Here is an 11,790-nt window from a genome sequence, read left to right as displayed (position 1 = left end):
CCCTTCCTGGGGTGGAGGCCTGTTTCTTTATAAACAAGAGTGTCAAAACGTATAACCTACCCGGGTTTCGTTGCCTTCGATCTGGTCGAGCAGCACCATCAGCGGGCCCAACTGGCGATAACGGGCGCAGGTGGAGCGGGCGTAGTTGATAAAACGCGGCGTATCCGCCAGGTATTTGGGTTTGCCGTCGCGCAGAGTCAGGCGGGCAAAAATGCCGAGGATTTTGAGGTGGCGCTGCAAGCCCATCCATTCCACGGCGCGGTAAAACTCACCAAAATCATCACCCACCGGCAGGCCGGCCTTGCGCGCCTGCTCCCAATAACGCACGGTGATGTCGAGTACAAAGTCTTCCGGCCAGCTGATAAAGGCGTCGCGCATCAGGCTGGCGATGTCATAAGTGATGGGGCCGTAGACCGCGTCCTGGAAGTCCAGCACGCCAAGCTGGCCGTTGCTGTCCAGCATCAGGTTGCGCGGCATGAAGTCGCGATGTACATACACCCGGGCGCCATTCAGCGACTGCAGATTGCTGGCCTTGATCTGCGCGAAGGCCTTGTCCAGCGTGGCTTGCGCCGCGGCGTCCAGGCTGATGCCGCGGTGTTGGGCGACATACCAGTCGGGAAACAGCGCCAGCTCGCGCGACAGCAAGGCCTCGTCGTAAGCCGGCAAGACATCCGGCCGGGAGGCCAGTTGCCAGGTGATCAGCGCGTCCACCGCCTCGCGGTACAAGGCATAAGCACGCTGCGATTTGCTGGCTTCGGGCTGCTGTTCGATCACGTCCAGCATGGTTTGTGCACCCAGGTCGCTCAGCAGCATAAAGCCCTGGGGCTGGTCCCAGGCCAACACGCGTGGCGCGTTCAGGCCGGCCTCGGCCATCAGCCCGGCGACCTGGACAAAAGGCTGGCAGTTTTCCTGGGCCGGCGGCGCATCCATGATGATGTGGCTGCTGCCATCGCTGCTGTGAATCCGGAAGTAGCGGCGGAAACTGGCGTCGGCGGAGGCCAGCTGCAAGGTCGCGGGCAAGAGGCCGTGGACCGGGGCGCTGGCCTGGAGCCAGGCACCAAATGCACCGGCGCGGGCAGGGTCTGCCCAGGCAATGGGGGAGTCGGTCATGCGGTCTTTCGGCCTGCCTGGAAGGGATAAATCAAAAGATGGGGAAGGGCTTGGGTGGGCATAGGATAATCGGGCCTGATTTTATAAACGGGTTTATCTCATACTTCCGATGCATCGCGCATCCAGCTCGCGCTTTATTCTCTCTCCGGTGGCCCGTGCCGCGCTCAGTCTGGTGTCCTGCACCGTGCTGGGCCTGGGGCATGGGGGCACGGCGTATGCCCAAGACTCCGCGCCTGCTCAAGAGCAGTTACAAAAAGCCCCGGACGCGCCAGCGACGGGTCCGCGCAAGGTTGCGGACAGCCCCGCTCCGCTGAAAAGCACCCCCATGCTGGCCGAAACACCGCCCGGTGGTCCGGGGGTGGAGTTGCCGACCTTTGTGTTTGGCGACCGCATGTCGGGCCGGCCGTCGCTGGAAACCACGATCGACGGGAATGCCGAATTGCGCCGCGGCGGCTCGGCGATACGCGCCGACTGGCTGGAATACAACCAGCCGGCCGATGTGATCAAGGCCCGGGGCCATGTGCAGGTGAATAGCAGCGGCAATCTGTTCAGCGGGCCGGAGCTGGAGATCAAGCTCGATACCTTTGAAGGTTTTTTCACCCAGCCCGAGTACAAATTTTTGCAAAACAGCGGGCACGGCGCGGCCACGCGGGTGGATTTTCTCGACAGCACGCGCTTGGTGGCCTACGACGCCACTTTCACCACCTGCCAGCGCGGCGAAGGCCCAAGCTGGATGCCGGCCTGGATCGTCAAGGCGAGCCGCCTCAAGTTTGACAAGGAGGAGGACGTGGGTGAAGCCTCGGGCGGCGTCCTGCGTTTCATGGACGTGCCCATTCTGGCAGCGCCCACCTTCACGTTCCCGCTCAGCGACAAGCGCAAGTCGGGCTTGTTGCCGCCGACCATAGGCATAGACAACGTCAGTGGTGGTGTGCTGACCGTCCCCTATTATTTCGACATTGCTCCGAATCGGGATGCCACGTTGTCGCCCACCTTCATGAGCAAGCGTGGCGTGAACCTGGCTGGTGAGTACCGCTACCTGGAGCCGACTTACAAAGGCGAGTTGCGCGCCAGCCTGATGCCCAACGACAAGCTGAGCAACAGCAACCGCTGGTCCTACAACTACCTGCACAGCGGGACCTTCAATACCGGCTTGAAGGATATCGGCAACGTCGGTATCAATATGAATTTGAACCGGGTCAGCGATGACAACTATTGGCGCGATTTCCCACGCGCCAACAGTACGCTGACGCAGCGGCTACTGACGAACGATGCCAGCCTGAGCTGGAGCAAGGGGTATTTGGCGACCACCGTGCGCACCCTGAAATACCAGACCCTGCAGGACGTGAACTCGCCCATTGTTCCGCCGTACGACCGCATGCCGCAGCTCACGGCGACCTACACCCGTGTCAACGTTCCCGTAGGTGGGGTGAGCGGGCTGGACTACTCGATCAGCACCGATTACACACGTTTTGAATCCGACCGCGCTCTGACCGGGCAGCCGAATGCCAGCCGCACGTTTGCCTTGGCACAGATCAGCCGGCCCTGGATTCGGCCGAGTGGCTACATCACGCCCAAACTGATGCTGAACGCGACCACCTACCAGTTTGATGGGCCGCTGATCAATGGCGCCAACTCGGCTTCCCGCGTCGTGCCGACCTTCAGCCTAGACAGTGGTTTGACCTTCGAGCGCGAGACCAGTTATTTCGGGCAGGCCTTCACACAAACGCTGGAGCCGCGCGCCTTTTATGTGAATACACCTTACCGCAACCAGAGTTATCTGCCCAACTACGACTCAGGTGCCAACTCTTTCAACTTTGCGACGCTGTTCACAGAAAATGAATTTGTCGGCAATGACCGTATTTCGGACTCCAACCTGCTGACGCTGGGTGTCACCTCGCGCCTGCTGGACCCTGAAACCGGGGCCGAGGCCTTGCGCGTGGGCGTGGCCCAGCGCTTTCGTTTCAAGGACCAACTGGTGACCTTGCCCGGGGTGGTGCCGGTGTCTGAACGTTTCAGCGACCTGCTGTTGGGCGCGACAGTCAATTTGACCAAAGCCTGGTCGATGGACACCACGGTCCAGTACAACCCGAAAACCAATATTTCGGAACGCGCGACCATAGGCGGGCGTTACAGCCCCAGCAATTACCGCGTCATCAATGCAGCCTATCGGCGCCAGCGCAATGTCAGCGAACAATACGATGTGGGCTGGCAGTGGCCCATCAACGACTTGTGGGGCGACAAAGGCAAAGACCTGGGCGTCGGGCGTGGCCAGGGCCCGGGCCGCTGGTACAGCGTCGGACGCCTGAACTACAGCGTGCCCGACAAGAAATTCGTCGACATGGTGCTGGGCTTCGAATACGACGGTTGCTGTTGGATTGGCCGGGTTGTGCTGGAGCGTACCCAACTAGGCAGCTTGGCGGCGGGGAGTACGTCAAGCGCCAGCAGCACACGTCTCTTGTTCCAGCTGGAACTCGTCGGGTTTTCGCGCATAGGGAGTAACCCTTTGAAAATCTTGAAAGCAAATATTCCGCGTTACCAATACCTGCGCGAGCAGGGCGTGACGCCCAGCCGTTTTACCAACTATGACTAAATCCAGCTTTACCCAACACCTTTGCCTTCGCCCGTCAGTCGTCGCCGCGGCCCTGGCCCTGGTGCTGACTGTGCCCGCGATGCTGGCTCAGGCCCAGACCCTCAGGCCGCCTGGCCAGTTGCGTGCGACCCCGGGTTTGGGCACGCAAAGCCTGGCCTTGGGTGGCCGCACGGGCGGACAACAGCAGGCCGACTACATCGTGGCCGTGGTTAACTCCGAGCCGATCACCAACAACGAAGTGCGCGCCCGCCTGTTGCGCACCGAGCAGCAAATGCTGCAACAAGGTGCGCAGGTGCCACCCCGGAATGAGTTGGCGCGCCTGCTGCTGGAGCGCATCATTGTGGAGCGGGCCCAGCTGCAGCTTGCCAAGGAAACCGGCGTGCAGGTCAGCGAAAGCATGGTGGACGATGCCGTGCTCAACGTGGCCCGGCAAAACCAGATGTCGGCCGACGAATTGCGCCGGCGCCTGGCGGCCGAAGGCCTGGTGTTTTCCCAGTTTCGCGCCGACTTGCGCAATGAGATTGTGTTGAACCGCGTGCGTGAGCGCGAACTGGATGCCCGGGCCAAAGTTGGCGAGCAGGAGATCGACCAGTTTCTGCGCGAGCAGGAAAGCGGTGGCGCTGGCGCCCCCGCGCTGGAAATCAACCTGGCGCAAATCCTGGTGGCCGTTCCTGAAAACGCCAGTGCCGAACAGCTTGCAAGTCTTCAGGCCAAGGCCCAGTTGGCGGCAGAACGGGCCCGCAGTGGCACCGATTTCGCCGAGCTGGTCAAGGAATTCTCCAATGCACCCGGCGGTAGCCGGGATGGCCAGATGGGTTTGCGCGCGCCCGAGCGTTATCCCGAGCTGTTTGTGAACGCGACGCAAAACCTGCCCGTGGGTGGTGTCGCCGGACCGCTTCGCAGCGGTGCCGGGTTCCACGTGCTCAAGGTGCTGGAGAAAAAACGCGCCGGTGCACCAGCCGCTACCGTGGCCGAAACCCGCGCCCGCCATATTTTGCTGCGCACCGGCCCCCAGCTCAGCGAAGCGGATGCCGTGGCCCGCCTGGCGGACTTCAAAAAACGCATCGCCGCCGGGCAAGCCGATTTTGCGGCGCTGGCCCGCGAACACAGCCAGGACGCTTCCGCCAAAGACGGTGGCGACCTGGGCTGGGCGGGAGCAGGCATGTTTGTGCCCGAGTTTGAGGAGCGCATGAACGGCCTGGCTCCCGGCCAGGTGGCCGATCCGCTGGTTTCGCGTTTTGGCGTTCATCTGATCCAGGTGCTGGAGCGGCGCAACACCAAGCTGTCCACGCGCGAGCAGCGTGAAGTTGTGCGTGGCCTGCTGCGCGAGAAAAAGTTTGAAGAGGCTTATGCCGCCTGGGCGCAGGAAGTGCGCGGCCGCGCTTATGTGGAATACCGGGAACCGCCGCAATAGTGCCCCCACGCTTGTCGCTTCGCGAGCCTTCGGCGGTGCGCCGCCCCTTGCACAAAGAAGAGGGGCTAATTTTCCTAAGGGCGGCGGCCTGGCGGAAAACTTCCCCTCTAGGCCGGCCCTGTTCGCACTGGCCTGGCCACCACTCGTTCTAAGGCCTTACATCGCATGAAACACATCCCGCGCAAGCGCTTCGGCCAGCATTTCCTGACGGACCAGGGCATTATTGAGGACATCGTGCAGGCGATTGCCCCCCGGCCTGGTCAGTCCATGGTGGAAATTGGCCCCGGCCTGGCGGCCCTGACCCAGCCCTTGGCCGAACGCCTGGGCCACTTGACGGTGATCGAGCTGGACCGCGATCTGGCGCAGCAGTTGCGCGCGCACCCGTTGTTGACGGTGGTCGAGTCCGATGTTCTCAGGGTGGACTTTGCGGCGCTGGCGGCCACCATGCCGGGTAAAAAAATACGCGTCGTTGGCAACCTGCCCTACAACATCTCCACGCCCATCCTGTTTCACCTGCTGGATGCGGTTGAGGTCATCGAAGACCAGCACTTCATGCTGCAAAAGGAAGTGATTGACCGCATGGTGGCCCGGCCCGCCACCAGTGACTACGGCCGCCTGAGCGTGATGCTGCAGTGGCGATACGCCATGGAGAACGTGCTGTTTGTGCCGCCCCAGAGCTTTGATCCACCGCCCCGCGTCGACAGCGCGGTGGTGCGCATGGTGCCGCATGCTGAGCCGGCCCAGCTGGATGCCTTGTTATTGAGCGAAGTGGTGCGTGTGGCCTTCAGCCAGCGCCGCAAGCTGCTGCGCCATTCGTTGGGCCAGTGGCTGGCGCAAAAACAATACGACCAGCCCTTTGATGTGCAGCGTAGAGCCGAAGAAGTGCCGGTGGCCGAGTATGTGGCGCTGGCACAGGCTTTGGGTGCGGCGGCTGCTTCCTGAGGATTGGGCGGGGCATCTCAGTCGCTATGAAATAGATAGCTGTTTGCGCCCGACCAATAAGGGCTAAAGGCCGATTTATCTCTTAATCTGGTGGCAAAGCGCGTAGTTTTGCCTCGCGCATAAAAAAGCCCGTTCTTCAACGGGCTTTTTTGTGAGCGCTGTCGCCAGGCGTCAGGCCGCTGCCAACCAGTAACCCGCGTTAAACGGGCTGCTCATGCGCAACGCCAAGGGCGACACGTCTAGCAGTTTGTCGGTTGGCATCGGTTCTTCACCATCGATGCTGTTTGCTTGCTGGGCCTCATTCGCCCGATCCCCTTGGCCAATGTCTGGGGAGCGGGCTACAGAAAAGAATAGAAACATCTGAACGGGATCTTGCGATCCGCCCAGTAGTCCGCGGCATCCCGGAAGATGTCCAGCAATTGCTCGCGCGCTTCTTTGTCGAATTTGGCGTTGGCAGGAATCTGCTCAAGCACCACGATAAAGCCGGGCTGCGGGCCGGACTTGTGCACCAGGTCCGTCATGCAGTCGTACAGCGCATCAAAGTTTTTGCCGAAATGCGCCGGGAATGTGTACTGTGTCGCCAGCATGTCCAGGACTTCCTGCTTGCTCTGGGCATTGCCCAGGTTGGCATACAGGAAATGCTGGTTCAGCTGTGTCGCGGCATCCTGCAGATCCTGCACGCGAAAAGCGCGTATGGATTGCACGATATTGGGTCTAACAGTACGAAGTGGTATGTCCATCTCCGCTTCTCTTTCTTAAGTCAAAAACTCAAAGTTGATGATCACTGCAGAATTTATTGAACAATTCTGCGAAAACTCGCGTAGTGATCATCGGTGTAATAACAAGCATCAGGCGTCGTGGGTACAAATCCACCACAAATGATGCGCCGGGCGCCCCGACTGCGTTCACCAGGTGTCTGAACGGTGTATTCGCGGTAGTACCCGCGGTTTTTGGCAGGAAGAATTCTTTCCCGATTGCCAAACACCGAACCGTCCTTGTCGTACTTGAACGGCCCACCCTGGTAAATCAATCTAACCATGTTGCGACCCTGCACGGGCAGCTCGGCGATGGCGACGGTGCTGGTTCCGACCCCGGGTGTGGCCCCCTTGGCCTGCACCAGATCGGGGCTGAACCCTGTGCCCAAGGCCGCCAGCATGACGGCCATGGCCAGTTGCCAACCAGCCCAACTTTTTCGCAACATGAAAAAACGTCTTTCTTGAACCGGATCAAGCCGCCAAACCTTTTGATCGGTGCCGGGTTAACCCTTAAATTTCAAGAGACAGAGTTTGACGCATCCGGGCAAAAATTGCAAGTGCCTGCTCAAAGTTTAGGCAACCCGGAGTGGGTATTTCGCGAATCTAAGTTAGTGCTAGCTGTCTATCAGGGGCTTATCTGGATGCGTTGGCATCCGCCACTGTCAGGGCTGTCATGTTGACAATCCGGCGCACGGTGGTACTGGCGGTCAGGATGTGTACCGGCTTGCTGGCACCCAGCAACACGGGACCAATGGCAATGCCGCCGCCGGCCGCGGTCTTGAGCAGGTTGTACGCAATGTTGGCGGCATCAATATTGGGCAGCACCAGCAGATTGGCTTCACCGGCCAGGGTGCTGTTGGGCATGATCGCGGCCCGGGCCGTCGCGTCCAGCGCCACATCACCGTGCATTTCGCCGTCCACTTCGAGCCAGGGTGCGTTTTCACGCAGCAATTCCAGCGTGCGGCGCATTTTCAGGGCGCTGGGCAGGTTGGACGTGCCAAAGTTGGAGTGCGACAACAGCGCGGCTTTGGGTTTGATGCCAAAACGCATCATTTCCTCGGCCGCCATGGTGGTGATTTCCGCCAGTTGCTCGGCCGTCGGGTCGTAATTGACGTGGGTATCGACCATGAAAACCTGGCGATCGGGCAGCAGCAGGCCATTCATGCAGGCATAGGTGCAGACGCCGGGGCGCTTGCCGATCACCTGGTCCAGGTAGTCCAGGTGGTGGGCGGTGGTGCCCCAGGTGCCGCAGATCAGGCCGTCGACGTCGCCTTTGTGCAGCAACATGCCGCCAATCAGCGTGAGGCGGCGGCGCATCTCGATCTTGGCCATTTGCACCGTGACGCCCTTGCGCTCCATCATGCGGTGATAGGTCTGCCAGAAGTCGCGGTAGCGGTGGTCCTGCTCGACGTTGACCACGTCGTAGTCCAGCTCTTCCTTCAGGCGCAGGCCGAACTTTTCGATTCGCTGGGCAATGATGGCGGGCCGGCCTATCAGCGTCGGACGGGCCAGGCCTTCGTCGACCACGATCTGGCAGGCGCGCAACACGCGTTCTTCTTCACCTTCGGCATAGGCCACGCGTTTTTTGCTGGCTTTTTTGGCGGTCGCAAAAATCGGCTTCATGGTGGTGCCCGAGGCATACACAAAGCTCTGGAGTTTTTCGCGGTAGGCGTCCATGTCGGTGATGGGCCGCAGCGCCACCCCGCTGTCGGCCGCCGCCTGCGCCACGGCGGGCGCAATCTTGATCATGAGGCGCGGGTCAAACGGTTTGGGAATCAGGTATTCCGGGCCAAAAGCGAGTTTTTCGCCGAGGTAGGCGGCTGCCACCACCTCGCTTTGCTCGGCCTGGGCCAGCTCGGCAATCGCATGCACCGCGGCGATTTCCATCTCGATGGTGATGGTGGAGGCGCCGGCATCCAGCGCACCCCGGAAGATATAAGGGAAACACAGGACGTTGTTGACCTGGTTCGGGTAATCGGTGCGGCCGGTGGCCATGATGGCGTCGTCGCGCACGGTTTTCACGTCTTCCGGCGTGATTTCCGGGTTCGGGTTGGCCAGCGCAAAAATGATGGGTTTGATCGCCATTTTGGCGACCATTTCCTTCTTGAGCACGCCGCCGGCCGACAGGCCCAGAAAGATGTCGGCGCCTTCGATGATGTCGCCCAGGGTGCGGGCCGAGGTTTTCTGGGCGAACTGGATCTTGTCCTCGTCCATCAGCTCGGTGCGGCCTTCGTAGACCACGCCGGCCAGATCGGTCACGTAAATGTTTTCGCGCGGGATGCCGAGCTTGAGCAGCAGGCCCAGGCAGGCCAGGGCCGCGGCGCCCGCGCCCGAGGTCACGAGTTTGACCTGGGACGGGTGTTTGCCGACCACCTTGAGGGCGTTGAGGATGGCCGCGCCGACGGTGATGGCCGTGCCATGCTGGTCGTCGTGGAACACCGGAATGTTCATGCGCTTGCGCAGCTCGCGCTCGATGTAAAAACAGTCGGGCGCCTTGATGTCTTCGAGGTTGACCGCACCAAAAGTGGGTTCCAGCGAGGCAATGATTTCCACCAGCTTGACCGGATCGGTCTCGTTGATTTCGATGTCGAAGACGTCGATGCCGGCGAACTTCTTGAACAACACGCCCTTGCCTTCCATCACCGGCTTGGCCGCCAGCGGGCCAATATTGCCCAGGCCCAGCACGGCCGTGCCGTTGGTGATCACCGCAACCAGGTTGCCGCGGCTGGTGTATTTGAAGGCGGCATTCGGGTCCTTGACGATTTCCTCGCAAGGAGCGGCCACGCCGGGCGAATACGCCAGGGCCAGGTCACGCTGGTTGACCAGCTGTTTGGTGGCCGCGATCGCGATTTTCCCGGGGGTCGGGAACTCGTGGTACTCCAGTGCGGCGCGGCGCAATTCGTCGCGTTTTTCCTGGTTGTTATTAGGGGCGGCGGGCACAACTTCGGGCATTCAATGGTCTCCTGAGCAGTGGCCCCGGCAGGGCCGTATCTTTGTAAGGTCTGCGATTGTAGGCCGACGCTTGGGGAAACCCTAGTAAGTGGATTTACGCAAACAGGTGCAGTGCTTTTGACTTTTTCACAAAGCTGCTTGGGCGCGCAGGCTGTAGGGATCCGCCGCTGGTGTGGGCGCTGCCGTAAATCGCCCGGTGTTCCTGTCGAATTGCTGGAGACACGGTCGCCGACGAAGACAAACGCAAGCGAGGTTCAAGACCAAAGAGCAAACTTTTCAAGCCCAAATAACTGTATATTTGTACAGTTATTAGTGGAGGTTTTATGAGTGAACCATATGGCGTCAGTCTTCATGACATGGAGGGCTTGCCTGAGGCGGAGAGGGTTTCGGCGGAGCGGCGGTTTATCAAGGAATTGAACCGCGCTCTGGGCGGCGCGGATGCGGTGGTGGCCGCGTATCGCGCCTGGCGTGATGCCTGTGAGTGTGACGCCAGTGAGCTGAGCGCGTCGGTGGCCAGCTTGGCCGTGAAATGGCCCAAGGCTTTTGAAGCTGCGCAGCGTGCTGGTTTGAAAAACATCGGTGAAAGCGAAGCGCATTTTGAGCTTCACCTGACACCACAAAGTGCCTTGGCTGACTGAGCACAGGGGCGTTTATGCGGCCAGACCAGGGGGCTGCTTATTTCGCAAGCAGCACCCTGCAAAGCCAATGGTGGCGCCACATTTTGATGTTGTGCCACGACTTATCCACAAAGTTAACCCCGATTCGGGCGTGTAACTTGGCGGGAAAAAATCGTCTATGGCTGGCTGTCACCTGCTTGTGTTCTGAGCATGCTCTCTCACGCGCAGGACGAATCTACTTCTTCTGTACAGAGGGCACATGCCATCCCATACACACCCGAAACAAGAATGCCTTCAGGTCAGGCCGCAGCCGGGGCTGAGGTCGCCGTGCGCTGTCCGCCCCAGCGTTGCCAGGCTTTTTCGTGGAAGAAAAAGGCAAAGGCCTGCACCGTGGGCTCCAGCAGGCTCAGGGTGAGCGCCAGCAAAAAGTTGCCTGTGACCGCATAGGCCACCAGGGCCGCCACGGTCACGTGAAGCACGTAATAACTGGCGGTTTTTTTCAGGGTGGGCAAGTTGCTGCGAACAAGTTTGGCCATGGTCGGACTCCGGGTTGCTTGCAAAAAATGGACAAAACTATTGATGTAGATTCAATGATATGAATTGACTATCAATTTGGCCAATTGCTTTTTGCTAAAGCCTGGATAGTGCGGGTGGTGCCGACCGACGTGCTGCGTGCTGGTGAACGTAGGCTGCTGAGCACTTGGCGCCTCTCCATCGGGCACTTACTCACTGTTTATGAGTGAAAAATGCCTCTAGCCCATGCAGAATGAGCGTAGATAGCTATAAATTCGGTAGCGCTTTCAACTTTTGCTGAAAGCTTGGAGCTCGCCGAGCACTATGGGCTGAGCGGCCTGACTGGTCCCCGTCAAACCGCCACAAACCGCCCGCGCAGATAAGCCACAATTTTTTCCGAGTCGTAAAGCCACTGGCTGTGGCCGCTGTCGTCGGTGATCTTCAGGCACGGCACTTTGGTCTGGCCGCCGCCTTGCAGCAAGGCCTGGCGGGTGGGACCCTCTTGCTGCGCGTCAAGGCGTTGGATAGTCAGGGACAGGCGGCGGATTTCCTGCCTGACCTTGATGCAGAAGGGACAGGTTTTGTACTGGTACAACACCAGGGCCTGACACTGCTGATCGACTTTTGCCTGCGCGGCTGGCGCGCGGTCCAGGCCTTTGGGCCGGGTCAGTGTTTCCTTGAGCAGCAGCACCGGACCGAGGACGAGGCGCAGGGTTTTGAAGAAGTAGCGGACAAAAATTTTCATGGCCGATTTTAGAGGCCAGGCTGCGCCAGGGGGGTGATGTTTGAATTGATCCAAAAACAAACGGGCAAAAAAACGCCGGAAAACGGCATGGAATCAAGGGTTTACGGGCTTTTGGCCTGCTGAAACGAAAACGTTTGTTTTGATCCAGTCAG

General features: G+C 60.0%; 10 protein-coding genes. 4 read left to right on the top strand and 6 right to left on the bottom strand.

From position 1 onward, the window contains the following. Positions 1-42: 42 nt before the first annotated feature. Positions 43-1,110, bottom strand: coding sequence for an aminoglycoside phosphotransferase family protein (locus ACHMXK_RS21780; protein WP_397442776.1), 1,068 nt, complete (start codon positions 1,108-1,110; stop codon positions 43-45). Positions 1,111-1,219: 109 nt separating this feature from the next. Between ACHMXK_RS21780 and ACHMXK_RS21775 the strand changes: the two genes are divergently transcribed. From ACHMXK_RS21775 to rsmA, 3 genes are all read left to right on the top strand, one after another. Continuing rightward, positions 1,220-3,700 (top strand): LPS-assembly protein LptD, encoded by a 2,481-nt coding sequence (locus ACHMXK_RS21775; protein WP_397442775.1) that lies wholly within the window; start codon positions 1,220-1,222, stop codon positions 3,698-3,700. After that, the gene (locus ACHMXK_RS21770; RefSeq protein ID WP_397442774.1) at positions 3,693-5,114 is read left to right on the top strand and encodes a peptidylprolyl isomerase; all 1,422 of its coding nucleotides are present in this window, start codon (positions 3,693-3,695) and stop codon (positions 5,112-5,114) included. Before ACHMXK_RS21775 ends, ACHMXK_RS21770 begins: the two co-directional genes overlap by 8 nt. A gap of 165 nt (positions 5,115-5,279) precedes the next feature. Next, the gene (rsmA, locus tag ACHMXK_RS21765; protein ID WP_397442773.1) at positions 5,280-6,056 is read left to right on the top strand and encodes a 16S rRNA (adenine(1518)-N(6)/adenine(1519)-N(6))-dimethyltransferase RsmA; all 777 of its coding nucleotides are present in this window, start codon (positions 5,280-5,282) and stop codon (positions 6,054-6,056) included. Positions 6,057-6,394: 338 nt separating this feature from the next. Here the strand turns inward: rsmA and ACHMXK_RS21760 are convergent, their stop codons facing one another. The 3 genes from ACHMXK_RS21760 to ACHMXK_RS21750 all read right to left on the bottom strand — a co-directional run bounded on the left by ACHMXK_RS21760 (position 6,395) and on the right by ACHMXK_RS21750 (position 9,763). Then, a complete protein-coding gene (locus ACHMXK_RS21760) occupies positions 6,395-6,796 on the bottom strand; it encodes a barstar family protein (protein WP_397442771.1) in 402 nt (133 codons plus the stop codon). Positions 6,797-6,849: 53 nt separating this feature from the next. Next, complete coding sequence (locus tag ACHMXK_RS21755; RefSeq protein ID WP_397442770.1) at positions 6,850-7,257, bottom strand: ribonuclease domain-containing protein; 408 nt, start codon at positions 7,255-7,257, stop codon at positions 6,850-6,852. A gap of 187 nt (positions 7,258-7,444) precedes the next feature. Beyond that, positions 7,445-9,763, bottom strand: a complete 2,319-nt coding sequence (locus tag ACHMXK_RS21750; protein ID WP_397442769.1) for an NADP-dependent malic enzyme — start codon at positions 9,761-9,763, stop codon at positions 7,445-7,447. A gap of 323 nt (positions 9,764-10,086) precedes the next feature. On the opposite strand from ACHMXK_RS21750, the gene ACHMXK_RS21745 reads away from it, so the two are divergent. Beyond that, on the top strand, positions 10,087-10,401 hold the full coding sequence (locus tag ACHMXK_RS21745) for a hypothetical protein (protein WP_397442768.1): 315 nt from the start codon (positions 10,087-10,089) through the stop codon (positions 10,399-10,401). 278 nt (positions 10,402-10,679) lie between these two features. On the opposite strand, the gene ACHMXK_RS21740 is transcribed toward ACHMXK_RS21745, so the two are convergent. After that, complete coding sequence (locus ACHMXK_RS21740; RefSeq protein ID WP_397442767.1) at positions 10,680-10,916, bottom strand: DUF2061 domain-containing protein; 237 nt, start codon at positions 10,914-10,916, stop codon at positions 10,680-10,682. 329 nt (positions 10,917-11,245) lie between these two features. Beyond that, a complete protein-coding gene (locus tag ACHMXK_RS21735) occupies positions 11,246-11,638 on the bottom strand; it encodes a glutaredoxin family protein (RefSeq protein WP_397442766.1) in 393 nt (130 codons plus the stop codon). Positions 11,639-11,790 lie beyond the last annotated feature (152 nt).

Source organism: Polaromonas sp. UC242_47 (genome assembly GCF_044452385.1).
In the GTDB taxonomy this organism is placed as follows: Bacteria; Pseudomonadota; Gammaproteobacteria; order Burkholderiales; family Burkholderiaceae_C; genus Polaromonas.
The sequence above is the reverse complement of the archived record's forward strand: the minus strand, read 5'-3'. Positions and strand labels throughout refer to the sequence as shown.

Coding starts and splice junctions, on each gene's coding strand:
- ACHMXK_RS21780 (WP_397442776.1), bottom strand. CDS start 1,110: ATGACCGACTCCCCCATTGCCTGGGCAGACCCTGCCCGCGCCGGTGCA.
- ACHMXK_RS21775 (WP_397442775.1), top strand. CDS start 1,220: ATGCATCGCGCATCCAGCTCGCGCTTTATTCTCTCTCCGGTGGCCCGT.
- ACHMXK_RS21770 (WP_397442774.1), top strand. CDS start 3,693: ATGACTAAATCCAGCTTTACCCAACACCTTTGCCTTCGCCCGTCAGTC.
- rsmA (WP_397442773.1), top strand. CDS start 5,280: ATGAAACACATCCCGCGCAAGCGCTTCGGCCAGCATTTCCTGACGGAC.
- ACHMXK_RS21760 (WP_397442771.1), bottom strand. CDS start 6,796: ATGGACATACCACTTCGTACTGTTAGACCCAATATCGTGCAATCCATA.
- ACHMXK_RS21755 (WP_397442770.1), bottom strand. CDS start 7,257: ATGTTGCGAAAAAGTTGGGCTGGTTGGCAACTGGCCATGGCCGTCATG.
- ACHMXK_RS21750 (WP_397442769.1), bottom strand. CDS start 9,763: ATGCCCGAAGTTGTGCCCGCCGCCCCTAATAACAACCAGGAAAAACGC.
- ACHMXK_RS21745 (WP_397442768.1), top strand. CDS start 10,087: ATGAGTGAACCATATGGCGTCAGTCTTCATGACATGGAGGGCTTGCCT.
- ACHMXK_RS21740 (WP_397442767.1), bottom strand. CDS start 10,916: ATGGCCAAACTTGTTCGCAGCAACTTGCCCACCCTGAAAAAAACCGCC.
- ACHMXK_RS21735 (WP_397442766.1), bottom strand. CDS start 11,638: ATGAAAATTTTTGTCCGCTACTTCTTCAAAACCCTGCGCCTCGTCCTC.